Origin of the sequence: Streptomyces sp. NPDC127092, assembly GCF_042722475.1 — a bacterium.
GTDB lineage: Bacteria > Actinomycetota > Actinomycetes > Streptomycetales > Streptomycetaceae > Streptomyces.
Genome location: NZ_JBHXFE010000028.1, coordinates 79,810 through 102,894, shown reverse-complemented (window position 1 = coordinate 102,894; position 23,085 = coordinate 79,810). Strand labels below are relative to the sequence as shown.

22 protein-coding genes and 2 tRNA genes are annotated in these 23,085 nt (G+C 70.6%); 20 read left to right on the top strand and 4 right to left on the bottom strand.

Annotated elements, in window-relative coordinates; translation table 11 throughout:
• Nucleotides 1-596: 596 nt before the first annotated feature.
• From dnaN to ACFWJO_RS23120, 10 genes are all read left to right on the top strand, one after another.
• The gene (gene dnaN / locus ACFWJO_RS23165; protein ID WP_386867906.1) at nucleotides 597-1,727 is read left to right on the top strand and encodes a DNA polymerase III subunit beta; all 1,131 of its coding nucleotides are present in this window, start codon (nucleotides 597-599) and stop codon (nucleotides 1,725-1,727) included.
• A 158-nt stretch (nucleotides 1,728-1,885) separates the two neighbouring features.
• Nucleotides 1,886-2,764 carry a phosphogluconate dehydrogenase (NAD(+)-dependent, decarboxylating) gene (gene gnd, locus ACFWJO_RS23160; protein ID WP_386867904.1) on the top strand — a complete coding sequence of 293 codons (879 nt, stop codon included), beginning with the start codon at nucleotides 1,886-1,888 and terminating at the stop codon, nucleotides 2,762-2,764.
• A gap of 56 nt (nucleotides 2,765-2,820) precedes the next feature.
• Nucleotides 2,821-3,942 carry a DNA replication/repair protein RecF gene (gene recF / locus ACFWJO_RS23155; protein WP_386867902.1) on the top strand — a complete coding sequence of 374 codons (1,122 nt, stop codon included), beginning with the start codon at nucleotides 2,821-2,823 and terminating at the stop codon, nucleotides 3,940-3,942.
• Entirely contained in the window at nucleotides 3,939-4,526 is a 588-nt protein-coding gene (locus tag ACFWJO_RS23150; RefSeq protein ID WP_386867901.1) for a DUF721 domain-containing protein, read from the top strand. Before recF ends, ACFWJO_RS23150 begins: the two co-directional genes overlap by 4 nt.
• A 405-nt stretch (nucleotides 4,527-4,931) precedes the next feature.
• Nucleotides 4,932-6,962, top strand: coding sequence for a DNA topoisomerase (ATP-hydrolyzing) subunit B (gyrB, locus tag ACFWJO_RS23145; protein ID WP_386867899.1), 2,031 nt, complete (start codon nucleotides 4,932-4,934; stop codon nucleotides 6,960-6,962).
• Nucleotides 6,963-7,003: 41 nt separating this feature from the next.
• Complete coding sequence (gyrA, locus tag ACFWJO_RS23140) at nucleotides 7,004-9,610, top strand: DNA gyrase subunit A (protein ID WP_386867897.1); 2,607 nt, start codon at nucleotides 7,004-7,006, stop codon at nucleotides 9,608-9,610.
• Between the two features lie 96 nt (nucleotides 9,611-9,706).
• Entirely contained in the window at nucleotides 9,707-10,291 is a 585-nt protein-coding gene (locus ACFWJO_RS23135) for a DUF3566 domain-containing protein (protein ID WP_386867895.1), read from the top strand.
• Between the two features lie 110 nt (nucleotides 10,292-10,401).
• Nucleotides 10,402-10,475 (top strand) — tRNA-Ile (locus ACFWJO_RS23130).
• A gap of 145 nt (nucleotides 10,476-10,620) precedes the next feature.
• Nucleotides 10,621-10,755 carry a DLW-39 family protein gene (locus tag ACFWJO_RS23125; protein ID WP_003958712.1) on the top strand — a complete coding sequence of 45 codons (135 nt, stop codon included), beginning with the start codon at nucleotides 10,621-10,623 and terminating at the stop codon, nucleotides 10,753-10,755.
• Nucleotides 10,756-10,913: 158 nt separating this feature from the next.
• Nucleotides 10,914-12,239 (top strand): hypothetical protein, encoded by a 1,326-nt coding sequence (locus ACFWJO_RS23120; protein WP_386867894.1) that lies wholly within the window; start codon nucleotides 10,914-10,916, stop codon nucleotides 12,237-12,239.
• Here ACFWJO_RS23120 and ACFWJO_RS23115 read toward each other — a convergent pair.
• Both ACFWJO_RS23115 and ACFWJO_RS23110 read right to left on the bottom strand, forming a co-directional pair.
• Complete coding sequence (locus tag ACFWJO_RS23115) at nucleotides 12,226-13,587, bottom strand: serine/threonine-protein kinase (protein ID WP_386867892.1); 1,362 nt, start codon at nucleotides 13,585-13,587, stop codon at nucleotides 12,226-12,228. The genes ACFWJO_RS23120 and ACFWJO_RS23115 overlap by 14 nt on opposite strands.
• A 73-nt stretch (nucleotides 13,588-13,660) precedes the next feature.
• Nucleotides 13,661-14,209 carry a helix-turn-helix domain-containing protein gene (locus tag ACFWJO_RS23110; RefSeq protein WP_386867891.1) on the bottom strand — a complete coding sequence of 183 codons (549 nt, stop codon included), beginning with the start codon at nucleotides 14,207-14,209 and terminating at the stop codon, nucleotides 13,661-13,663.
• A 132-nt stretch (nucleotides 14,210-14,341) separates the two neighbouring features.
• Between ACFWJO_RS23110 and ACFWJO_RS23105 the strand changes: the two genes are divergently transcribed.
• The 3 genes from ACFWJO_RS23105 to ACFWJO_RS23095 all read left to right on the top strand — a co-directional run bounded on the left by ACFWJO_RS23105 (nucleotide 14,342) and on the right by ACFWJO_RS23095 (nucleotide 16,383).
• Nucleotides 14,342-14,414: transfer RNA gene (locus ACFWJO_RS23105), tRNA-Ala, on the top strand.
• A 134-nt stretch (nucleotides 14,415-14,548) separates the two neighbouring features.
• Complete coding sequence (locus tag ACFWJO_RS23100) at nucleotides 14,549-15,814, top strand: MFS transporter (protein WP_386867889.1); 1,266 nt, start codon at nucleotides 14,549-14,551, stop codon at nucleotides 15,812-15,814.
• A 167-nt stretch (nucleotides 15,815-15,981) separates the two neighbouring features.
• On the top strand, nucleotides 15,982-16,383 hold the full coding sequence (locus ACFWJO_RS23095; RefSeq protein ID WP_384417932.1) for a DUF6344 domain-containing protein: 402 nt from the start codon (nucleotides 15,982-15,984) through the stop codon (nucleotides 16,381-16,383).
• A gap of 46 nt (nucleotides 16,384-16,429) precedes the next feature.
• Here the strand turns inward: ACFWJO_RS23095 and ACFWJO_RS23090 are convergent, their stop codons facing one another.
• Nucleotides 16,430-17,119, bottom strand: a complete 690-nt coding sequence (locus ACFWJO_RS23090; protein WP_386867887.1) for a DUF5324 family protein — start codon at nucleotides 17,117-17,119, stop codon at nucleotides 16,430-16,432.
• Nucleotides 17,120-17,296: 177 nt separating this feature from the next.
• On the opposite strand from ACFWJO_RS23090, the gene ACFWJO_RS23085 reads away from it, so the two are divergent.
• Both ACFWJO_RS23085 and ACFWJO_RS23080 read left to right on the top strand, forming a co-directional pair.
• Nucleotides 17,297-17,821, top strand: coding sequence for a peptidylprolyl isomerase (locus tag ACFWJO_RS23085; RefSeq protein WP_386867885.1), 525 nt, complete (start codon nucleotides 17,297-17,299; stop codon nucleotides 17,819-17,821).
• 125 nt (nucleotides 17,822-17,946) lie between these two features.
• Complete coding sequence (locus tag ACFWJO_RS23080; RefSeq protein ID WP_386867883.1) at nucleotides 17,947-18,792, top strand: rhomboid family intramembrane serine protease; 846 nt, start codon at nucleotides 17,947-17,949, stop codon at nucleotides 18,790-18,792.
• A gap of 268 nt (nucleotides 18,793-19,060) precedes the next feature.
• On the opposite strand, the gene crgA is transcribed toward ACFWJO_RS23080, so the two are convergent.
• A complete protein-coding gene (gene crgA, locus ACFWJO_RS23075) occupies nucleotides 19,061-19,318 on the bottom strand; it encodes a cell division protein CrgA (RefSeq protein ID WP_128977105.1) in 258 nt (85 codons plus the stop codon).
• A 165-nt stretch (nucleotides 19,319-19,483) separates the two neighbouring features.
• Between crgA and ACFWJO_RS23070 the strand changes: the two genes are divergently transcribed.
• The 5 genes from ACFWJO_RS23070 to ACFWJO_RS23050 all read left to right on the top strand — a co-directional run bounded on the left by ACFWJO_RS23070 (nucleotide 19,484) and on the right by ACFWJO_RS23050 (nucleotide 23,053).
• Nucleotides 19,484-20,251, top strand: a complete 768-nt coding sequence (locus ACFWJO_RS23070; RefSeq protein WP_386867881.1) for a DUF881 domain-containing protein — start codon at nucleotides 19,484-19,486, stop codon at nucleotides 20,249-20,251.
• 31 nt (nucleotides 20,252-20,282) lie between these two features.
• Nucleotides 20,283-21,002 carry a class E sortase gene (locus ACFWJO_RS23065; protein WP_386867879.1) on the top strand — a complete coding sequence of 240 codons (720 nt, stop codon included), beginning with the start codon at nucleotides 20,283-20,285 and terminating at the stop codon, nucleotides 21,000-21,002.
• A gap of 64 nt (nucleotides 21,003-21,066) precedes the next feature.
• Entirely contained in the window at nucleotides 21,067-21,228 is a 162-nt protein-coding gene (locus tag ACFWJO_RS23060) for a hypothetical protein (protein WP_030493741.1), read from the top strand.
• The gene (locus ACFWJO_RS23055) at nucleotides 21,225-21,863 is read left to right on the top strand and encodes an aminodeoxychorismate/anthranilate synthase component II (protein ID WP_384417950.1); all 639 of its coding nucleotides are present in this window, start codon (nucleotides 21,225-21,227) and stop codon (nucleotides 21,861-21,863) included. Before ACFWJO_RS23060 ends, ACFWJO_RS23055 begins: the two co-directional genes overlap by 4 nt.
• Entirely contained in the window at nucleotides 21,860-23,053 is a 1,194-nt protein-coding gene (locus ACFWJO_RS23050; RefSeq protein ID WP_386867877.1) for a class E sortase, read from the top strand. The genes ACFWJO_RS23055 and ACFWJO_RS23050 overlap by 4 nt, the downstream gene beginning before the upstream one ends.
• The last annotated feature ends 32 nt before the right edge of the window (nucleotides 23,054-23,085 follow it).

Sequence of the window (23,085 nt, the reverse complement as noted above, 5' to 3'; positions counted from 1 at the left end):
CATCCCAGGTCAGGGCCCTGTGGAATTGTTGGCAAACGATCTCCACAGCCTGTGGACAAAAGATCCGTCCACAGGGGCGCCGCGCGGTTGTCCACCGGCAGCCCACAGGCAGCGGCGGGTTGCCCACAGCTTCTCCACACCGCTGTCCACTGTTCGGCAAGGAAACGCCCGGGCTCACTGGGGCGAGTGAAAGCCGTCACACCAAGGGAGACGTTTGGGCTGTGGGGAACCTGGGGAAAGCTGGGGACAGCACTGGGGAGAACTCCCCCTGTCCTGTGAATCGGGTGTGCAGAACTTTCGTGTGTCCACAGAACACCCCGGTTGTCCACGGGTTCCACCCACAGGGGCAGTGGACAAAAAAGTGGGTCTGACCTGCGTGGACGACGTTATCCACGGTTTCCACAGGCCCTACTACTACTCCCACTCATAGTTAGCTCGGAATCTGCTTTGAAGCGGGGCCTGTGCACAACTCGAGCCCGGAGCCTCGGCGACCTCTTGTCGCGACTTGACCCCGAGCCGCACCGAGTGTCGGTGGCGTACGTCAGACTGGTTCCCGCAGTCGACGAAGAGCCAGCAACAAGCAGGAGGCGGTTCCGGTGAAGATCCGGGTGGAGCGCGATGTACTCGCGGAGGCGGTGGCGTGGGTGGCCCGCAGCCTTCCGGCCCGTCCGCCGGCGCCCGTTCTCGCGGGCCTTCTGCTGAAGGCCGAGGACGGCGCGCTGAGCTTCTCCAGCTTCGACTACGAGGTCTCGGCGCGGGTCTCCGTCGAGGCGGAGGTCGAGGAGGACGGCACCGTCCTCGTCTCCGGCCGCCTGCTCGCCGACATCTGCCGCGCCCTCCCGAACCGCCCGGTGGAGATCTCCACAGACGGTGTACGGGCGACCGTGGTCTGCGGCTCCTCCCGCTTCACCCTCCACACCCTGCCTGTGGAGGAGTACCCGGCGCTGCCGGAGATGCCGACCGCGACCGGCACCGTCCCCGGCGAGGTCTTCGCCGCCGCCGCCGCGCAGGTGGCCATCGCCGCCGGCCGTGACGACACGCTGCCCGTCCTCACCGGTGTGCGCATCGAGATCGAGGGCGACACCGTCACCCTGGCCTCCACCGACCGCTACCGCTTCGCGGTCCGCGAGTTCCTGTGGAAGCCGGAGTCCCCGGACACCTCCGCCGTCGCGCTGGTGCCCGCGAAGACCCTCCTGGACACGGCCAAGTCCCTGACCAGCGGCGACTCGGTCACCCTGGCGCTCTCCGGCTCGGGCAAGGGCGAGGGCCTGATCGGCTTCGAGGGCGCGGGCCGCCGCACCACCACCCGACTGCTCGAGGGCGACCTGCCGAAGTACCGGACGCTGTTCCCCACCGAGTTCAACTCGGTCGCCGTGATCGAGACCGCCCCCTTCGTCGAGGCCGTCAAGCGTGTGGCCCTGGTGGCCGAGCGCAACACCCCGGTGCGCCTCAGCTTCGAGCAGGGCGTGCTCATCCTGGAGGCCGGCTCCAGCGACGACGCACAGGCTGTGGAGCGTGTGGACGCGCAGCTGGAGGGCGACGACATCTCGATCGCCTTCAACCCGACCTTCCTGCTGGACGGTCTGAGCGCGATCGACTCCCCGGTCGCCCAGCTGTCCTTCACGACCTCCACCAAGCCCGCGCTCCTGAGCGGCAAGCCGGCGCTCGACGCGGAGGCGGACGAGGCCTACAAGTACCTGATCATGCCGGTGCGGCTGAGCGGCTGACGCCCTCTGCCGGGGCCCCGGGGTTCGTCCCCGGGGAGACGCGGTAACGGGGTCGACCGGGTGGTCGACTGAGCGGCTGACCCCACAGGTGTGCACGCGGGTCCGGGCGTAGGCTCGGACCCGGGTACGAACCGCACACGACGCTTAAGGAATCTCTGATGGAGCTCGGTCTCGTCGGTCTCGGCAAGATGGGCGGCAACATGCGCGAGCGCATTCGCCGCGCCGGCCACACCGTCATCGGATACGACCGCAACCCGGACCTCGCCGATGTCCACAGCCTCGAGGAGCTTGTGGGCAAGCTCAAGGGTCCGCGCGTCGTGTGGGTCATGGTCCCCGCCGGTGCCGCCACCCAGTCGACCATCGACGAGCTGGCACAGCTGCTCTCCCCCGGCGACATCGTCGTGGACGGCGGGAACTCCCGCTGGACCGACGACGAGAAGCACGCCGAGGAGCTCGCCGCCAAGGGCATCGGTTTCGTCGACTGCGGCGTCTCCGGCGGCGTGTGGGGCCTGGAGAACGGCTACGCGCTGATGTACGGCGGCGACGCCGAGCACGTGGCCCGCGTCCAGCCGATCTTCGACGCGCTCAAGCCCGAGGGCGAGTTCGGCTCCGTGCACGCGGGCAAGGTCGGCGCCGGCCACTTCGCGAAGATGGTCCACAACGGCATCGAGTACGCGATGATGCAGGCCTACGCCGAGGGCTGGGAGCTGCTGGAGAAGGTCGACTCGGTCACCGACGTCCGCGAGGTCTTCCGCTCCTGGCAGGAAGGCACCGTCATCCGCTCGTGGCTGCTCGACCTCGCGGTCAACGCCCTCGACGAGGACGAGCACCTGGACAAGCTGCGCGGCTACGCGGAGGACTCCGGCGAGGGCCGGTGGACCGTCGAGGCCGCCATCGACAACGCCGTACCGCTCCCGGCGATCACCGCGTCGCTGTTCGCGCGGTTCGCGTCGCGTCAGGACGACTCGCCGCAGATGAAGATGATCGCCGCGCTGCGCAACCAGTTCGGTGGCCACGCGGTCGAGACGAAGAAGTAATCCACAGGCTGTGCACCCCGCGGTGCACAGCAGCCGGGGGAAGGTCGGCGCCCACCATGCACGTCACGCATCTGTCGCTGGCCGACTTCCGCTCGTACGCCCGGGTCGAGGTCCCTCTCGATCCGGGCGTCACCGCTTTCGTGGGGGCGAACGGCCAGGGCAAGACCAACCTCGTCGAGGCCGTCGGCTATCTCGCCACCCTCGGCAGCCACCGGGTCGCCTCCGACGCCCCGCTGGTACGCATGGGCGCGGAGCGGGCGATCATCCGCGCGGCCGTCACCCAGGGCGAGCGCTCCCAGCTGGTCGAGCTCGAACTCAACCCGGGCCGTGCCAACCGCGCCCGTATCAACAGGTCCTCGCAGGTCAAGCCCCGTGACGTGCTCGGCATCATCCGCACGGTGCTGTTCGCGCCCGAGGACCTGGCGCTGATCAAGGGCGACCCCGGCGAGCGCCGGCGCTTCCTCGACGAGCTGATCACGGCGCGCGCGCCGCGCATGGCGGGCGTGCGCTCCGACTACGAGCGGGTGCTCAAGCAGCGCAACACACTCCTGAAGTCCGCCGCCATGGCCCGGCGGCACGGCGGCCGGTCCATGGACATGTCCACCCTGGACGTCTGGGACCAGCACCTGGCGCGGGCCGGCGCCGAGCTGCTCGCCCAGCGGCTCGACCTCGTCGGGACGCTCCAGCCGCTCGCCGACAAGGCGTACGAGCAGCTGGCCCCCGGCGGCGGGCCGGTCCAGCTGGAGTACAAGCCGTCCGCACCCGGCGCCGGGCACACCCGCGAGGAGCTGTACGGACAGCTGCTCGCCGCGCTCGCCGACGTACGCAAGCAGGAGATCGAGCGGGGCGTCACGCTGGTCGGACCGCACCGCGACGACCTGCTGCTCAAGCTCGGCGACCTGCCGGCCAAGGGATACGCGAGCCACGGCGAGTCCTGGTCGTACGCGCTGGCGCTGCGCCTCGCCTCGTACGACCTGCTGCGGGCCGAGGGCAACGAGCCGGTGCTCGTCCTCGACGACGTCTTCGCCGAGCTCGACGCGCGCCGCCGCGAGCGGCTCGCGGAGCTGGTCGCGCCGGGCGAGCAGGTGCTCGTCACGGCGGCGGTCGACGACGACGTGCCGGGAGTGCTCACGGGGACGCGGTACGCGGTGTCCGGCGGGACGGTGGAGCGCGCATGACCGAGAACACTTCCCCACAGCCTGTGGACAAGTCTTCGGCTCAGGCCGCGTCGGCCGGACCGGCCGGACCGGCCGCCGAGCCGTCCGGCGTGGACCTCGCGCGGGTCGCGCTGCGCGCCGCCAAGGAGCAGGCACGGGCGCGGGGCGCGGCGGCCGCCCAGAAGAAGCAGGCCCGGCGCGGCGGCGGACTGCGCTCCGGCGCGCACGCCGACGGACGCGACCCGATGGCGCTCGGCGCCGCGATCAACCGGCTGATCACCGAGCGGGGCTGGGAGACGCCCGCGGCGGTCGGCGGCGTCATGGGCCGCTGGCCCCAGATCGTCGGCGAGGACCTGGCCAAGCACTGCGTACCGCTGCGGTACGACGAGGACCCGGAGGAGCGGGTGCTCACCGTGCAGTGCGACTCCACGGCCTGGGCGACGCAGCTGCGGCTGCTGGCACCGCGGCTGGTGGCGCGGCTGAACGAGGACCTGGGGCACGGCACCGTACGGATGATCAAGGTGCTGGGGCCGGGCGGACCGCGCCGCGGGTACGGGCCCCTGCGGGCGCCGGGGTCCACGGGACCGGGCGACACCTACGGGTAGCAGGTAGACCCCGCCCGGGTGGCGGCCGTACCCACCCGTTCCTCGTGCCGCCCCCTTTCTCGCGCCCTCCCCCTTCTCGTGCCGTCCCCTTTTCTCGCGCCCACCCCTTCCTCACGCCCGCCCGTTCCCCTCGTTTTCGGCCGGCCACCCCCAGCGGAACGACGGCCTCCGCCCAGGTGCCACTCGCCGTCACGGCCCGAAGCGCTAGGTGGCCGTCAGGGGCCTCTGGAGCCCCTCTCCAGATATGGGGAGTCGTCTCGCGCCCGCCGAGGGCGGCACATGAGCATTCAGGTACCGGCAAACCCCCATGAGTGTCAGTGGTACCGGTAGACTGGAAGACAATCCCGCCACCCTGCGGAACAAGTCGAACGACGCAGCCGCTCCCGTATGCCCGGAGAACGGCCTGTGCTGTGCCAGAAAGGGCGCTTCGTGGCCGATTCCGGCAACCCCAACGAGAACAACCAGTACACCGCCAGCAACATCCAGGTCCTCGAGGGCCTGGATGCCGTGCGCAAGCGCCCTGGCATGTACATCGGCTCGACCGGTGAGCGCGGCCTGCACCACATGGTGCAGGAGGTCGTCGACAACTCGGTCGACGAGGCCCTGGCCGGCCATGCGGACACCATCGACGTGACGATCCTGGCCGACGGCGGCGTGCGCGTCGTCGACAACGGCCGTGGCATCCCCGTCGGCATCGTCGAGTCCGAGGGCAAGCCGGCCGTCGAGGTCGTGCTGACCGTCCTCCACGCGGGCGGCAAGTTCGGCGGCGGCGGCTACGCCGTCTCCGGCGGTCTGCACGGTGTCGGCGTGTCCGTGGTCAACGCCCTCTCCACCAAGGTCTCGGTGGAGATCAAGACCGACGGCCACCGCTGGACGCAGGACTACAAGATGGGCGCCCCCACCGCGCCCCTCGCGAAGCACGAGGAGACCGACGAGACCGGCACCTCGGTCACGTTCTGGTCCGACCCGGACATCTTCGAGACGACCGAGTACTCCTTCGAGACGCTCTCGCGCCGCTTCCAGGAGATGGCCTTCCTCAACAAGGGCCTGACGATCACGCTCACCGACGAGCGCGAGTCCGCGAAGGCCACCGTCGGCGCCGACGACCCCGACGCCGAGGCGGCCGCGGAGCCGACCGCGCGCACGGTGAAGTACCACTACGAGGGCGGCATCGTCGACTTCGTGAAGTACCTCAACTCGCGCAAGGGCGAGCTGATCCACCCGACAGTCATCGACATCGAGGCCGAGGACAAGGAGCGCCTGCTCTCGGTCGAGATCGCGATGCAGTGGAACTCCTCGTACAGCGAGGGCGTGTACTCGTTCGCGAACACGATCCACACCCACGAGGGCGGTACGCACGAGGAGGGCTTCCGCGCCGCGCTGACGACCCTCGTCAACAAGTACGCGCGCGAGAAGAAGCTGCTCCGCGAGAAGGACGACAACCTCACGGGCGACGACATCCGCGAGGGTCTGACCGCGATCATCTCGGTCAAGATCGGCGAGCCGCAGTTCGAGGGCCAGACCAAGACCAAGCTCGGCAACACTGAGGCGAAGACCTTCGTGCAGAAGGTCGTCTTCGAGCACCTCACGGACTGGTTCGACCGCAACCCGAACGAGGCCGCGGACATCGTCCGCAAGGGCATCACCGCCGCCACCGCGCGCGTGGCCGCCCGCAAGGCGCGCGACCTGACCCGCCGCAAGGGTCTCCTGGAGTCGGCCTCCCTGCCGGGCAAGCTCTCCGACTGCCAGTCGAACGACCCCACCAAGTGCGAGATCTTCATCGTCGAGGGTGACTCCGCCGGCGGCTCGGCCAAGTCCGGCCGCAACCCGATGTACCAGGCCATCCTGCCGATCCGCGGCAAGATCCTGAACGTCGAGAAGGCCCGCGTCGACAAGATCCTGCAGAACACCGAGGTCCAGGCGCTGATCTCCGCCTTCGGCACCGGCGTCCACGAGGACTTCGACATCGAGAAGCTCCGCTATCACAAGATCATCCTGATGGCGGACGCCGACGTCGACGGCCAGCACATCAACACCCTGCTGCTGACCTTCCTCTTCCGCTTCATGCGCCCGCTGGTCGAGGCCGGTCACGTCTACCTCTCCCGCCCGCCGCTCTACAAGATCAAGTGGGGCCGGGACGACTTCGAGTACGCGTACTCGGACCGCGAGCGCGACGCGCTCGTCGAGCTGGGCAAGCAGAACGGCAAGCGGATCAAGGAAGACTCGATCCAGCGCTTCAAGGGTCTCGGCGAGATGAACGCCGAGGAGCTGCGCGTCACCACCATGGACGTCGAGCACCGCGTGCTCGGCCAGGTCACCCTGGACGACGCCGCCCAGGCCGACGACCTGTTCTCGGTGCTGATGGGCGAGGACGTCGAGGCGCGGCGCTCGTTCATCCAGCGCAACGCCAAGGACGTTCGCTTCCTCGACATCTGAGTCGGTCTCAGCTGACCGTACGAAAGGACTGACGACCAGCAATGGCCGACGAAACCACTCCTGTGAACACCGGGACCCCCGAGACTCCCGAAGAAGAAGGCCCGCAGCTGCGGATCGAGCCCGTCGGGCTCGAGACCGAGATGCAGCGCTCGTACCTCGACTACGCGATGTCCGTCATCGTGTCGCGCGCGCTGCCCGACGTCCGCGACGGCCTCAAGCCGGTGCACCGCCGCGTGCTCTACGCGATGTACGACGGCGGCTACCGGCCCGAGAAGGGCTTCTACAAGTGCGCCCGCGTCGTCGGCGACGTGATGGGTAACTACCACCCGCACGGCGACACCTCGATCTACGACGCCCTCGTCCGCCTCGCCCAGCCCTGGGCCATGCGGATGCCGCTCGTCGACTCCAACGGCAACTTCGGCTCCCCGGGCAACGACCCGGCGGCCGCCATGCGCTACACCGAGTGCAAGATGGCGCCGCTGTCGATGGAGATGGTCCGCGACATCGACGAGGAGACCGTCGACTTCACGGACAACTACGACGGCCGCTCCCAGGAGCCGACCGTCCTGCCGGCCCGCTTCCCCAACCTGCTGATCAACGGCTCCGCCGGCATCGCGGTCGGCATGGCGACCAACATCCCGCCGCACAACCTGCGCGAGGTCGCCGCCGGCGCCCAGTGGTACCTGGACCACCCCGAGGCCGGCCACGAGGAGCTCCTCGACGCGCTCATCGAGCGCATCAAGGGACCCGACTTCCCGACCGGCGCGCTCGTCGTCGGCCGCAAGGGCATCGAGGAGGCGTACCGCACCGGCCGCGGCTCCATCACCATGCGCGCGGTCGTCGAGGTCGAGGAGATCCAGAACCGCCAGTGCCTGGTGGTCACCGAGCTGCCCTACCAGGTCAACCCGGACAACCTCGCGCAGAAGATCGCCGACCTCGTCAAGGACGGCAAGATCGGCGGCATCGCCGACGTCCGCGACGAGACCTCCTCGCGCACCGGCCAGCGCCTGGTCATCGTGCTCAAGCGGGACGCCGTCGCCAAGGTCGTCCTCAACAACCTGTACAAGCACACCGACCTGCAGACGAACTTCGGCGCCAACATGCTGGCGCTCGTCGACGGCGTGCCGCGCACCCTCTCGATCGACGCGTTCATCCGCCACTGGGTGACGCACCAGATCGAGGTCATCGTCCGGCGCACCAGGTTCCGGCTGCGCAAGGCCGAGGAGCGCGCCCACATCCTGCGCGGTCTGCTCAAGGCGCTCGACGCGATCGACGAGGTCATCGCCCTCATCCGGCGCAGCGAGACGGTCGAGATCGCCCGCGGCGGTCTGATGGACCTCCTCCAGATCGACGAGATCCAGGCGAACGCCATCCTCGAGATGCAGCTGCGCCGGCTCGCCGCCCTGGAGCGCCAGAAGATCGTCGCCGAGCACGACGAGCTCCAGGCGAAGATCAACGAGTACAACGCGATCCTGGCCTCGCCCGAGAAGCAGCGGACGATCGTCAGCGAGGAGCTCGCGGCGCTGGTCGAGAAGTACGGCGACGACCGCCGCAGCCAGCTCGTGCCCTTCGACGGCGACATGTCCATCGAGGACCTGATCGCCGAGGAGGACATCGTCGTCACCATCACGCGTGGCGGCTACGTGAAGCGGACGAAGACCGAGGACTACCGCTCGCAGAAGCGCGGCGGCAAGGGCGTGCGCGGCACGAAGCTGAAGCAGGACGACATCGTCGACCACTTCTTCGTGACGACCACCCACAACTGGCTGCTGTTCTTCACCAACAAGGGCCGGGTCTACCGGGCCAAGGCGTACGAGCTGCCGGACGCCGGCCGGGACGCCCGCGGCCAGCACGTGGCCAACCTGCTGGCCTTCCAGCCGGACGAGCAGATCGCCGAGATCCTGGCGATCCGCGACTACGAGGCCGCGCCGTACCTGGTGCTCGCCACCAAGGCCGGCCTGGTGAAGAAGACCGCGCTGAAGGACTACGACTCCCCGCGCTCCGGCGGCGTCATCGCGATCAACCTGCGCGAGCGGGAGGACGGCAGCGACGACGAGCTGATCGGCGCCGAGCTGGTGTCGGCCGAGGACGACCTGCTGCTGATCTCCAAGAAGGCGCAGTCGATCCGCTTCACCGCCACGGACGACGCGCTGCGCCCGATGGGCCGTGCCACCTCCGGCGTCAAGGGGATGAGTTTCCGCGAGGACGACGAGCTCCTCTCGATGAATGTCGTCCGGCCGGGTACGTTCGTCTTCACCGCGACCGACGGTGGCTACGCCAAGCGCACCGCCGTCGACGAGTACCGCGTCCAGGGCCGCGGCGGCCTCGGCATCAAGGCCGCCAAGATCGTGGAGGACCGTGGCTCGCTCGTGGGCGCGCTGGTGGTCGAGGAGACGGACGAGATCCTCGCCATCACGCTGTCCGGCGGTGTGATTCGTACGCGAGTCAACGAAGTCAGGGAGACCGGCCGTGACACCATGGGCGTCCAGCTGATCAACCTGGGCAAGCGTGATGCCGTCGTCGGCATCGCCCGCAACGCCGAGGCGGGCGGCGAGGACGACGAGGACGTCGATGGAGTGGCCGAGGCTGCCGAGGCCGTCGAGGCGGCCGAGGGCACGGAGCCCGCGGCCGGGGAGCACGAGGAGTAGAGCGTGAGTGGAGCCACGGGCGCCGGTCCGGCCGACGGCCGGTCCGCAGGATCGAGCGGTGCCCGTGGCTCCGCCACGGACTCCCAGGGGGTTACGGTGACGGACACTCGGGGGCAGGGCCCCTCGTACGACACGTACAACGGGCCGCTGCCCGGCGAGCGGGCGGGGGCGCAGCCGCAGGGCGGCCCGTACCACCCGCCGCAGGCCTACGCGGCCGGTGGCGGGACGCAGGGCGGCCAGGGGGGCACCCTGGGCGGCCAGAACGCCGCCGCCATGCGCAAGGCCCGCACGGGGGCGCGCACCACGCCGCGCACCCGCAAGGCGCGGCTGCGGGTGGCCAAGGCCGACCCGTGGTCGGTGATGAAGGTGAGCTTCCTGCTCTCCATCGCGCTCGGCATCTGCACGGTGGTGGCCGCGGCGGTGCTGTGGATGGTCATGGACGCCATGGGCGTCTTCTCGACCGTCGGCGGCACCATCTCGGAGGCGACCGGCTCCAACGAGTCGAACGGCTTCGACCTGCAGTCCTTCCTGTCGCTGCCGCGCGTCCTGATGTTCACCTCGGTGATCGCGGTGATCGACGTGGTCCTGATGACCGCCCTGGCGACGCTGGGCGCGTTCATCTACAACCTGTCGGCCGGCTTCGTGGGCGGTGTCGAGCTCACTCTCGCCGAGGACGAGTGACCTGCGCCGGTGTGCTCCGGGGGGCGGTCCGGGAACCGATTTTGGGACTGGCCCCCACGTGCGCTAATCTTCAGGAGTCAGCGCGCGGGACACACACCGCAAAGCGCGGCGGGGCTATAGCTCAGTTGGTTAGAGCGCATCCCTGATAAGGATGAGGCCACAGGTTCAAATCCTGTTAGCCCCACATCGAAGATCGGCCCGGACGGTTCACCCGTCCGGGCCGATTGGTTTTGGGCACGCCTTGTCGGCCTAGGTCACTGATCGGTATCGGCCGGTGTGTAGAGTGGGCGTCAGAAGTCTCCTACGTCAACGAAAGACGAGGTCGCGCGGTGAAGAAGCTTCTCCTGGTCGCACTGGCCGCCATCGGCGGGCTCCTCGTGTACCGCCAGATCCAGGCGGATCGCGCCGAGCAGGATCTGTGGACGGAGGCGACCGACTCCGTGCCCGCAGGTTCGGGTGTGTGAGACGAAAGATCGTCTGTGTGAGGCCCCGGCCGCTTCGAGCGGCCGGGGCCTCATTCTGTTTGCCTCAGTGAACGAATTACTTGCTCTCGCGAATTTGTAGGGTGTCGGCCGTACGGGCGGGCAGGATGGGCCGGCACGGACACGACGAGGGGATGAGCGTGAAGAGGCAACGGGCTACCGGCCGTACGGCGGGAGGGCGTACGGCAGGCGTGCGGGCGGCGGGAGCGCTGGCCGCGGCGGTGTGCACGGCCGCCCTGCTGCCGGGCACGGCGTGGGCGGCCGGGGACGGCGGCGGGTATGCCTTCGAGGACGGCGCGCAGCGGGTGAAGGGCGCCATCTCCAACCTGGACGCCGAGCAGCTGAAGGCCGGGCAGACCTACCGCGACACCATCAAGAAGGACGGCAAGCTCTACTACCGCGTCGACCTCGACTCGAAGCAGAACGCGTACGTCTCCGTCGTCGCCGTCCCGAAGGCCGGCGGCAAGGCCGCGTACGGCGACGGCATCAAGGTGAGCATGCAGGACGGCTCCAGCACCCAGTGCGGCTCCCAGGAATCGAGCTTCGGCTCGGCCGAGTTCCCCCGCCCGATCACCGCGTACGCCGACCGCACCATCGACCCGGACTCCACCACGTGCCGCCAGGCGGGCGCCTACTACGTGCTCGTCGAGCGGGAGTCGGGCCAGGAGTCCGACCCGGCCGACTGGGAACTGGAGATCCGTTTCCGCACCGAGCCGGGGCTCACGAAGACGGGGCCGACGGCACTGCCGTCGAACTGGCCCTCGGGCACGCCCGCGCCGCCCACGGGCGGGCCGCAGCGGCGTGACGGCGGCGCCGGGTTCGGCAACGCGACCTCCCTGAAGCAGGGCGAGTGGCGCACCGACATCAAGCCGGGGCAGACGCTGATCTACCGGGTGCCGGTCGACTGGGGCCAGCAGCTGTTCGTCAGCGCCGAGCTCGGCAGCAGCCCCGCATCGGACGAGTACATCAGCGGCGCGCTCGCGCTGTCGCTGGAGAACCAGGTCCTCGGCCACGTCAGCCGCGACACCATGACCTACGACGGCGACCCGGCGAGGATGGCGCTCGACCCCGAGCGGCCGGTGGCCTACGAGAACCGCTTCTCCGGGACCTACACGACGAGCGCCATGCGCTTCGCCGGCTGGTACTACGTGTCGGCCACGCTCAACCCGGCGGTCGCCAAGGCGTACGGGGACAAGCCACTGCCGCTCACGCTGCGGGTGAACCTCACCGGGCAGCCCAAGCCCGGGCCCGCGTACGACGGACCCGCCGGGTCCTTCGCGGTGACCGACGACGACCGGGACGCGGCCGCCAGCGGGCACAGCGGCCCCCAGGCGGCGAGGAGCGGCACCCTGAAGGTCGTCGGCGTGGCCGGGATCGGCGCCGGGAGCGTCCTGCTGCTCGGCCTCGGCGCCTGGTGGCTGCTCGCCCGGCGGTCGGCGGCCGGGGCGGGCCCTACGCCTGGATGAGCGCCCAGATGCCCACGGCGAAGCAGAGCAGCGCCGTGATCAGGACGGGGACCGCCACCTTCGCCGGCGGCCCCGGCCGGCGGGCGGGAACCGATGCGCCCTGACCGGTGTATTCAGGAGTAGGAGGGACCCGCTCGTACGGCACCGCGGCCGTGGGGGCCTGGGCGAAGGAGGCGGGGGAATGCGCGGGAGCCTGTACGGGGGCCGGAGCCGGCGCGTAGGCCGGGGACGGCGGGGCCGCGACGGCCTGCGTGGGTGTCGGGACCGGCGCCTGCCGGGGCGGTGGCGGCAGATGGAAGCTGCCCGTCTCCGACGGGCCCGGGACCTGCTGCGCGGACTGTGGCTGCTGCTGGTCCTGCTGCGGTACGGGCGCGGCGGCCGGGGCGCCGGCCTGCACGGCGGCCGGGGCGTCGGCCTGCGCGGCAGCCGCGGCAGCGGACGCCTGGGCCCGGTCGCCGTGGTCCGCGGTCTCGGGGCCGTTCGGGCCGAAGCCGGGCGGCAGCGGGCCGATCTGGTCGAAGACCTCGACGGGCTCCTCGCCGGGCGCGGGCTCGGGCAGCAGCTCGGCCGCCGCCGTCAGCGCCTTCCGGGCGCCCGTGGCCGTCTTGAAGCGGGCCTGCGGGTCGGGCTGGAGCAGCCCGGCCAGGACCTGCCACAGGGGCTCCGGGATGCCCTGCGGGGCGCCCGGCGTGCCGTGCCTCCGGAAGTGGTCCACCAGGGCCTGCGAGTCCGGCTTGCGGCCCTGGAGCAGATAGAGCGCGACCAGGCCGACCGCGAACAGGTCGGCGGTGAAGTCGGGCTCCGCGCCCATCAGTTGCTCGGGCGCGAAATAACCCGGCGTCCCCACCACGTAGTTGGTCTCCGTGAGGCGGGGCTCGCCCTTGCGCATCGAGATCCCGAAGTCGGACAGCCGCAGGTGCGGCCGTCCGGTTCCGGTGACCTCGAGCAGGATGTTGGCCGGCTTGATGTCGCGGTGCACGACCCCCTCCGCGTGCACCGCGGCCAGTCCGGACAGCAGCTGGTCGAGCAGGACGCACACGAAGCGGGGCGGCAGCGCGCCGTAGTCCCCGATGACGTGCGCCAGGGAACCGCCCGCCACGAGGTCCATCGTGAAGAGGACCTTGTCGTCGTCCGCGGCCCAGCTGGCCGGGGCGAGGACGTGCGGGTGGTCGATCCTGAGCGCCTGCTCGCGCACGAAGCGCAGCAGGGCGTGGGCGTCGCTCTGCTGGAGCACCTTGGCCGCCACATAGCGGCGTCGCCGGTGGTCCCAGGCACGCCAGACCGCGCCGATTCCGCCGCGGCCGATCGGATCGATCAGCTCGTACCGACCAGCGAAGACCTCACCCATCGCGCTGCGCCCGCTCCCCGTGCCGTCTCGGATGTCGCCGTGTCCGCACCGGGTCGCCCCGGGCGGGCCGGCGTCAGTTCTGGTGCGCCTCGTAGTGGGCGACCGCGTCCGCGGTGCGCCCGGCGCCGTACACCCGGAGGAACTCTGCCAGTTCGGGGTGGACGGGCGCGAGGGAGTCGGCGGCCTCGATGATGTCGCCTGCCGCGGCCACGGAGCGCAGCAGGGACTGGATCTCGCGGACCACGCGGCGCACGGTGGGCGCGCCGCTGCTCGTGGTGGTCTGGCTGCCCGAGGTCAGGACGGAGCCGCCCTGGGACTTCTTGATCTCGTCCATCCGGTCGGTGGCCTCGGCGGCGCTCACGCTGCCGTCGGCGACCAGGCGGGCGAGCTCCTGAAGAGCCTGGACGCGCTGGACGACGGCGGGATTGCCGATCTTGGCCCGCTGGCCGCTCATCAACTGCGACAGCATGGGCGCCGAGAGCCCGAGCACGGCCGCAAGCCTGGCCTGGTTCAGCCCGAGATCGTCGATCAGTCGACGGAAGAGCGCCCCCAACGGCTCCCCGTACCAACTGCGCTGAAGCTCGCGGGCTCTCGCCGTGGCTTCCTGCTGCGCTGTATCCATTACTACTTCTCCCCATCCCTTGGGTTCGCCACTGCGAACCCCGATCAGCATCTTACGGAGCGTGGTCGCCGACGGGGAGTCCCAATCCTTTTGCGGGATACGGGGGGTGACCCGGTACTCTGTTGTCGTTCCGGGGCCTTAGCTCAGTTGGTAGAGCGCTGTCTTTGCATGGCAGATGTCAGGGGTTCGACTCCCCTAGGCTCCACTCCGGTAAGAAAAGCTCCCTGACCTGCGGAAACGCAGGCAGGGAGCTTTTTCGTGCCCGAGGCGAAGTGGCCCAGTGTCCCGGGGTGGAAATGGACCAGGAGGCGTGGGCCACCGGCCCCTAGATTCGTGGTCATGACGCAGACGAGGAGCACGACGCACACGCGTACGAGGACCCGCCGGACACTGCTGGCCGCCCAGCTCGCCAACTCCGTCGGCGACGGAGCCTTCTATGTGACCTCGGCCCTCTACTTCTCCCGGATCGTCGGACTCCCGGCCGCGCAGATCGGCGCCGGCCTCGCCGTCGCCTGGGGCATCGGCTCGCTCGCCGGGGTGCCGCTCGGGCACCTCGCCGACCGGCGCGGGCCGCGCGGCAGCGCCGTCCTGCTCGCCCTGGTGACCTCGGCGGCCGTCGCCTCCTTCCTCCTCGTCCGCTCCTTCGTGCCCTTCCTGCTCGCCGCCGCTGCGTACGCGACCGCCCAGAGCGGCCTCGCCGCCGCCCGCCAGGCGCTCCTCGCGGGGCTCGTCGAGCCGGCCGAACGGGTCGGGATGCTGGCCAGGCTGCAGGCCACGCTCAACGCCGGCCTCGCGGTCGGCGCCGCGCTCGGCGGTCTCGCCCTCGGCGCCGGGACCCGTACGGCCTACCTCACGGTCTTCGCCCTCGACGCGCTCGGCTTCCTGCTCTGCGCCCTGCTGCTGCGCGGCCTCCCGCCGGTGCCGGGCAGCCCGGCCGGCGGCGCCGGCGAGCCCCGGCTCGTGGTGCTGCGGGACCGCCCGTACGCCGTGCTCACCCTGCTCAACGCGGCCCTGCTGCTCCGCCTGCCGCTGCTCAGCCTCGCGCTGCCGCTGTGGATCGTGGAGCGCACCTCGGCCCCCGGCTGGACGGTCTCGGGGCTCTTCGTCCTCAACACCGGCGCCGTGATGCTCTTCCAGGTGCGGGCCGCCCGCTCGGTGACCGGGCTGCCCGCGGCCACCCGGGCGGTGGGCCGGTCCGGCGTGGTGATGCTCGCCTCCTGCGCGGTGTTCGCCGTGACGGCCGCCGGATTCGGCGCCTGGCAGAGCGTCGCGGTCCTGGTCCTCGGAGCGGTCCTCCAGGTGATCGCCGAGATGCGCCACTCCGCGGGTTCGTGGCAGATCGGCTTCGCGCTCGCCCCGGCCGACCGGATCGGCCAGTACCAGGGCTTCTACGGCACCGGCGTGCCGGTCGCCAGGACGCTCGGGCCGCTGCTTGTCACCACGCTGCTGATCGGCTGGGGCGCGGCGGGCTGGCTGGTCCTGGGCGGAATCTTCCTGGTGGCGGGCTACGCGACGGCGCCGGCGGTGCGCTGGGCGGAGCGCTCCCGGGCCCTGGCGGACACGGCCCCGGGCGCCCCCGCCGCGGAGCTCGCGGGCGCGCACTGAGCCGGACGGGTGGTGTTCATCGGAAGAACTGCGCGGTGACGGCGTAGCTCCACGGATCGCGGACGCGCTTCCTCATCATGAGGAAGGTACGAAAAGCGCGCAATCCGAAATGAACCATCCGAGAACATCTCAGCCCACCTGAAACCGTCTCAGGAAAGTGAGGAGCCATGGCCACCGCCAAGGTCAAGCAGTTCTGGACCGCCTTCATCTCCCTCTTCTTCGCCCTGTTCGCCTCCCTCGGCCTGGCGAGCCCGGCCACCGCCGCCCAGCAGCCCTCCCTCCAGCAGGGTGAGGAGCCGGCGGCCGCCCCCGCGAAGGCGGCGACGACCGCCGCGCGCTCCCTCGTCTCCGTACCGGCACAGCGGAGCAGCCATCAGTGGCACACCGCGCAGGGCCGCGCCCTGCCGCCCACCATCAAGCAGCGCATCGGTGCCGAGGCACACGGTTCCTCGCCCTCCGTCCGCCACCTGCGTGCGGACGCCCCGGCCGGCTCGGACCCGGCCGGAGCGCACCACCTGACGGGCGCGGCGCTGACCACGACCGCCGCCGCTGCCGCCGCTGCCGCGTAGGGCGCGGCGGATTCCGCCGCGCCCTACCGCCCGGAACGGCCGGTGGTCAGCGACGTTCCTCGTCGCGATCCGCGGCCTCCTCCTCGGCCTCCTTGGCCGCAACGCCGGGATCGAGGGACGAAGCGTCGTCGACGGACGACAGCCCGGTCTCCTCGTCCACCTCGGTGGGAGCGGGCGGCTCGACCAGCCAGTCGGGGTTGGCCTGCTTGTCCCACCACTTCCAGGCGGCGAACGCGCCGCCGACCACGACGCCGAGGACCACGAATCCCTTGGCGAGGCGTCCGGCCCTGGCCCGACGCGCATGCTTCTTCATGATCTTGTCGATGTCCTTCGGCGTCACCTGACCGCGCAGCGCGGCCCAGGCGGCGGTCGAACGCGAACCGGCCTCCTCGAGGACCGGACCGGTCGCGGCAACCGCGTGCCCGACACGCGGAACGGTGTAGTCGGTCGCCTGACGGGCGGCCTTGCGGGTCACGGCCGCGGCGCGATGCGCGGCCTCGTCGACCCGCGGCGGCACGTGCGGTGCGACATGGCTGTCGTACTGCTGACGGGCCTGAACACGGGCCGCTGACGCGGCCTTCGAGACTTTCGGCGCGAGCCTGACGCGCGCCTCGTGCGCGTAGAGAACGGCCTGGTCCCGGGCCGTGCCGGCGTACGGCGCCACCACTTCCGCGGCGTGCAGGACGCTCTCCTTCGCCGAACCTGTCGCGGCGCGCACGCTGTCCATGCGGGTCACGGGATTCCTCCTCCTCGGTGGCGATGTCGGTTTTTCACCTTTCCATCCTTTTCGGAATCATGCCTGCCGTACCGTGCTCCGGCATGCGTAGCGGGCATCCGGGGCATGCGAGGATGCGGACGTGCAGGAAGCGTGGGCGACGACGTGCCCGTGCGGAGGTGTGGAGGAAGGCGGAACGTGGCCCAGCAGTACGCGATTCTGAAGACCAGCCGGGGTGACATCGAGATTCGGCTGCTGCCGTTCCACGCCCCGAAGACCGTGCGGAACTTCGTCGAGCTGGCCCGCGGCGAGCGCGAGTGGACCCACCCGGCGACCGGTGAGGTCTCGACGTCCCCGCTCTACGACGGCACGGTCTTCCACCGGGTGATCAAGGGCTTCATGATCCAGGGCGGCGACCCGCTGGGCAACGGCACGGGCGGCCCCGGTTACGAGTTCGCCGACGAGTTCCACCCCGAGCTCTTCTTCGACAAGCCCTACCTGCTCGCGATGGCCAACGCCGGCCCGGGCACCAACGGCTCGCAGTTCTTCATCACGGTCGGAGCGACGACCTGGCTGAACCGCAAGCACACGATCTTCGGCGAGGTCGTCGGCGAGGCGAGCAAGAAGGTCGTGGACGCGATCGCCGCCGTCGAGACCAACCCGCGCACCGAGCGCCCGGTCGAGGACGTCGTCATCGAGACCGTCGTGATCGAGAACCGCTGACCGTTCCGGCGGGCCCGGTCCGGGCCCGGGAACCTTCGCGCCCCGCCCGTCCGTCAGGAGGGCGGGGCGATCTGCTGGCCCGTTCCCGCCCACCGTCCTCGGCCGACCGTCCTCGGAGGACCCTGATGCACTGCTACCGACACCCGGACGTCGAGACCGGCATCCGCTGCACCCGCTGCGAGAAGCCGATCTGCCCGGAGTGCATGGTGTCCGCGGCCGTCGGCTTCCAGTGCCCCGACTGCGTCCGCACCGGCTCCGGCACCGGGCACGCGCCCGACGCCAACCGGCCGAGGACGCTGGCCGGCGGCCGGGTGCGGACGGACGGACGGCTCGCCACCAAGATCGTCATCGCGATCAACCTGGGCCTGTTCATCGCGGCCCAGGTGGCGGGCGACCGGTTCGTGGACGAGCTGGTCATGATCGGCTACGCCTACAACCCCGTGCTCGGCGAGGTCGTCGGCGTCGCGGACGGCGAGTGGTACCGGCTGATCACCTCGGCCTTCCTCCACCAGGAGGCCGTGCACTTCGTCTTCAACATGCTGGGCCTGTGGGTCATCGGCGGGATCGTCGAACCGGAGCTCGGCCGGATCCGCTACGCCGTGCTGTGCCTGCTCTCCGGTCTTTCCGGCTCGGCGCTCGTCTATCTCGTCGCCCCGGCGAACCAGGCCTCGCTCGGCGCGTCCGGCATCGTCTTCGGCCTCATCGGCGCGTGGGTGGTGCTCGCCCGGCGGCGGCGCCACGACATGGGGCCGGTGCTGCTGTTCGTGGCGATCTCGCTGGTCTTCACGTTCGCGCGGCCGGGCGTCTCCTGGGAGGCGCACATCGGCGGCCTCGTGGCGGGCGCGCTCGTCACGTACGGGCTCGTGCACGCGCCCAGGGCGCGACGGGAGCTGGTGCAGTACGGGGTGTGCGGGCTGATGCTGCTGATCGACCTGGGGATCGTGCTGGGCCGGACCGCCGCGCTCACCTGAGCGTGGAGGGCTGTGGAAGAGCTCCCTGGGGAAGCTTTCCCCAGAGTTATCCACAGTGTGTGTCCAGCGCGCCGCCGAGCTGGGTGCATGACCGCGCCCCCTGGCTCTGGCCTGGTGTTCTTTGGCAGAGGCAGAGGGCGGTGCGTTCCCGAACGGGCGTTCCCGCGGTCGTATCGGCGTCAACTCCGTGGGAGTTATCCACAGATCGTCGTAAGTTATCCAGTGCTGTGCACAACACTGTGGATAACTCAGGGCAGAGCTTGACGCGTCACTTCCACTGCGTGGAGACGCCGAAGCCGGCGGCGATGAAGCCGAAGCCGACCACGATGTTCCAGTTGCTGATGGACTTGACCGGCAGCGTGCCGTCGGTGACGTAGAAGACGACGATCCACACCAGGCCGATGGCGAACAGCGCCAGCATCACCGGAGCCACCCAGCTGCGGTTGGTCAGCTTGATGGCGGCGGCCTGCTTCGTGGCGGGCGGCGGCGTGTAGTCGGCCTTCTTGCGGATCCGTGACTTCGGCACGAGGAACTCTCCTGTCGATGCGCTGCGTGACCGCGCAGGGAACTGTGGCTGGTGCCGGGCCGGACGGACGGGCTGTGACAACGGGATGTGACACAGAGGACCGCTGCGTCCCCCGGGCGTCCGTTAGCGTAGTGGTTCCGCGGCACCGAAGGGGATCAGGGTACGTTGAGCAATTCCGCCGACACTCCCGCTGGGCCGGCCCGCAGCCACAGGTGGCGCCCGGTCCGGGTGCTCACCGCTGCCGTCTTCGCCCTCGCCGGACTGATCTTCGTCACCAGCTTCAACACCGCCAAGGGCACCAACCTCCGCACCGACGCCTCCCTCCTCAGGCTCTCCGACCTGATCGAGGAACGCAGCCACAAGAACGCCGGCCTCGACGAGTCGGCCGCCGCACTGCGCCGCCAGGTCGACGCCCTCGCCGCCCGCGACGACGGCTCCACCAAGGCCCAGGACGAGCGGCTGCGCGCCCTGGAGGCCGCCGCGGGCACCACCGAGACCTCCGGTCCCGGCCTCTCCGTCACCCTCAACGACGCCCCGCCGAACGCCCAGGCCGCGCCCGGCTACCCCGAGCCGCAGGCCAACGACCTGGTCATCCACCAGCAGGACCTCCAGGCCGTCGTCAACGCCCTCTGGCAGGGCGGCGCCAAGGGCATCAAGGTCATGGACCAGCGGCTCATCTCCACCAGCGCCGTGCGCTGCGTCGGCAACACCCTGATCCTCCAGGGCCGCGTCTACTCGCCGCCCTACAAGATCACCGCTGTCGGTGACCGCGACAAGCTCAGCAAGGCTCTCGCCGACTCCCCGGCCATCAAGAACTACCAGCTGTACGTCAAGGCCTACGGCCTCGGCTGGAAAGTCGACGAGCACAGGGCGGTGACTCTGCCCGGCTACTCGGGCACAGTGGACCTCCACTACGCGAAGCCTGTGAGCTGACGCATGCGCTGACCGGGGGGAGCCGGGTGCGGTGACGGTGCGACTGGTCGTACGGACCCTCAGCGAGCTGTGCATCACCGTCGGCGCCCTCATCGTCCTCTTCGTCGCGTACCTCCTGTACTGGACTGGCGTCCAGGCCGGCAGCGCCACCGCCGGCCAGCTCGACAGCCTCCAGCGGGAGTGGGTGGAGCGCCCGGTCGAACCGGTCGGCACCGCCGCACCGGCCGACGCGCCCCCGGCGAGGCACGCCCCGGCCCCGTACACCGACGGCAAGGGCTTCGCCGTCATGTACGTGCCGCGGCTCGGCAGGGACTGGGAATGGCCCGTCCTGGAAGGCACCCGCACGGGCACCCTCAAGAAGGGCCTCGGCCACTACGCCGGCACCGCGCGCCTCGGCGAGACGGGCAACTTCGCCGTCGCCGGGCACCGCCGCACCTACGGCGACCCCTTCAAGGACTTCCCCCGGCTCCGGCCCGGCGACGCCGTCGTCCTCACCGACGGGACCACCTGGTTCACGTACCGCGTCGACCGCGCCCCGTACCGGACCGTGCCCACCGACACCGCCGTGATCGACCCCGTCCCGCGCAGGTCGGGATACGACGGGCCCGGCCGCTACCTCACCCTCACCACCTGCGACCCGGAGTGGGGCAGCAGCCACCGGCTGATCGTCTGGGCGCACCTGGACGCCACCCAGCCGGTGACGGCCGGCCGTCCACAGGCCTTGAGTCGTCCACAGGCTTCGGACGGTTGACCCCCGACCGCCCCGGCGCCCCGTACTCTGGTCCCCGTAACGAACGGAAGGGGCGGCGGACGTCATGTACGGATGGATCTGGCGGCACCTGCCGGGCAACGCCTGGGTGAAGGCGCTGATCTCGGTCGTGCTGGTCCTCGCGGTCGTCTACGTCCTCTTCCAGTACGTGTTCCCCTGGGCGGAGCCCCTGCTTCCGTTCAACGATGTGACGGTGGACGGCCAGTGAGCGCGCGAATTCTCGTCGTCGACAACTACGACAGCTTCGTCTTCAACCTCGTGCAGTACCTCTACCAGCTCGGTGCCGAGTGCGAGGTGCTCCGCAACGACGAGGTGGAGCTGAGCCACGCCCAGGACGGCTTCGACGGCGTCCTCCTGTCGCCCGGGCCCGGCGCCCCCGAGCAGGCCGGCGTCTGCATCGACATGGTGCGGCACTGCGCCGCCACCGGCGTGCCCGTCTTCGGCGTCTGCCTCGGCATGCAGTCCATGGCCGTCGCCTACGGCGGGATCGTCGACCGCGCGCCCGAGCTGCTGCACGGCAAGACCTCCCTCGTCACCCACGGGGGCAAGGGCGTCTTCGCCGGACTGCCCTCGCCGTTCACCGCGACCCGCTACCACTCGCTGGCCGCCGAGCCCGCCGCCCTGCCGGACGAGCTCGAGGTCACCGCGCGGACCGAGGACGGCATCATCATGGGACTGCGCCACCGTGAACTGCCCGTGGAAGGCGTGCAGTTCCACCCCGAGTCGGTGCTCACCGAGCACGGCCACCTGATGCTCGCCAACTGGCTGGAGCAGTGCGGGGACACGGGCGCCGTCGCGCGGTCGGCAGGACTCGCGCCGGTGGTGGGCAAGGCCGTCGCGTGACGGCCGGGTCGCCGTGGTTCCGGGCGGCGAACCTGCCGCCCGAGGAGCCCGAGCCCCGGCAGATACCCGTCCCCGGGCCCACAGAGCCCCTACAGGCCCCGTATGAGCCCGAGACGGCCGTCTACGAGGCGACGACGGCCCCGGACGCGTACCAGCCCCACCAGGCGCCCCCGACGCCCCAGGAGGCGCAGGGAACGCCGTACGGGACGCCCTACCAGGCGCCCTACGAGCCCTCGTACGAGATACCGGGCGACGCCGGCTACGAGGCACCGCCCGAGGCGCCGTACGAGGCTCAGCGCGAGACGTCGTACGAGGCCGTGCCCGATTCCGAGACGATGGCGCTGCGCACCGTCGAGGAGACCACGCCGTTGCCCGGCCCCGGACGGGCCGAACGCCGGCGCGCCGCCAGGCGCAAGGGCCGCGGTGCCGCCGCCGAGCCGGCCCCCGCCGCCGTACCCGCGGCGCCCGCCGCCCCCCTCTCCCGCGTCGAGGCCCGCCGCGCCGCCCGCGCCGCCAAGGACAGCGTCGGCGTCGTCCTCAGCCGGGTCGTCGGCGAACTCTTCATCACCTTCGGCGTGGTGATGCTCCTGTTCGTCACCTACCAGCTGTGGTGGACCAACGTCCGCGCCGGCCAGGAGACCGACAAGGCCAAGGAGGAGATCGAGAACTCCTGGTCCCAGGAGGACCGCGAGCCGGGCGCCTTCGAACCCGGCAAGGGCTTCGCCATCATGTACATCCCGAAGCTGGACGTCGTCGTCCCCGTCGCCGAGGGCATCAACAAGACCAAGGTCCTCGACAAGGGCATGGTCGGCCACTACGCCGAGGGGCAGTTGAAGACCGCCATGCCCTCCGACAAGCAGGGCAACTTCGCCGTCGCCGGCCACCGCAACACCCACGGCGAACCGTTCCGGTACATCAACCGGCTCCAGCCCGGCGACCCGATCGTCGTCGAGACCCGCGACGCCTACTACACGTACGAGATGACGAGCATCCTGCCGCAGACCTCGCCGTCGAACGTCGCCGTCATCGACCCGGTCCCCAAGGGCTCCGGCTTCACGGGACCCGGCCGCTACATCACGCTGACGACCTGCACGCCGGAGTTCACGAGCACGTACCGCATGATCGTGTGGGGCAAGCTCGTCGACGAACGCCCGCGCGACAAGGGAAAGCCGGACGCGCTCGTAGGCTGAGCCCCACTACCGAGACCACCCACACCTCGACG

Coding starts and splice junctions, on each gene's coding strand:
- gnd (WP_386867904.1), top strand. CDS start 1,886: ATGGAGCTCGGTCTCGTCGGTCTCGGCAAGATGGGCGGCAACATGCGC.
- recF (WP_386867902.1), top strand. CDS start 2,821: ATGCACGTCACGCATCTGTCGCTGGCCGACTTCCGCTCGTACGCCCGG.
- ACFWJO_RS23150 (WP_386867901.1), top strand. CDS start 3,939: ATGACCGAGAACACTTCCCCACAGCCTGTGGACAAGTCTTCGGCTCAG.
- gyrA (WP_386867897.1), top strand. CDS start 7,004: ATGGCCGACGAAACCACTCCTGTGAACACCGGGACCCCCGAGACTCCC.
- ACFWJO_RS23115 (WP_386867892.1), bottom strand. CDS start 13,587: ATGGGTGAGGTCTTCGCTGGTCGGTACGAGCTGATCGATCCGATCGGC.
- ACFWJO_RS23110 (WP_386867891.1), bottom strand. CDS start 14,209: ATGGATACAGCGCAGCAGGAAGCCACGGCGAGAGCCCGCGAGCTTCAG.
- ACFWJO_RS23100 (WP_386867889.1), top strand. CDS start 14,549: ATGACGCAGACGAGGAGCACGACGCACACGCGTACGAGGACCCGCCGG.
- ACFWJO_RS23095 (WP_384417932.1), top strand. CDS start 15,982: ATGGCCACCGCCAAGGTCAAGCAGTTCTGGACCGCCTTCATCTCCCTC.
- ACFWJO_RS23080 (WP_386867883.1), top strand. CDS start 17,947: ATGCACTGCTACCGACACCCGGACGTCGAGACCGGCATCCGCTGCACC.
- ACFWJO_RS23060 (WP_030493741.1), top strand. CDS start 21,067: ATGTACGGATGGATCTGGCGGCACCTGCCGGGCAACGCCTGGGTGAAG.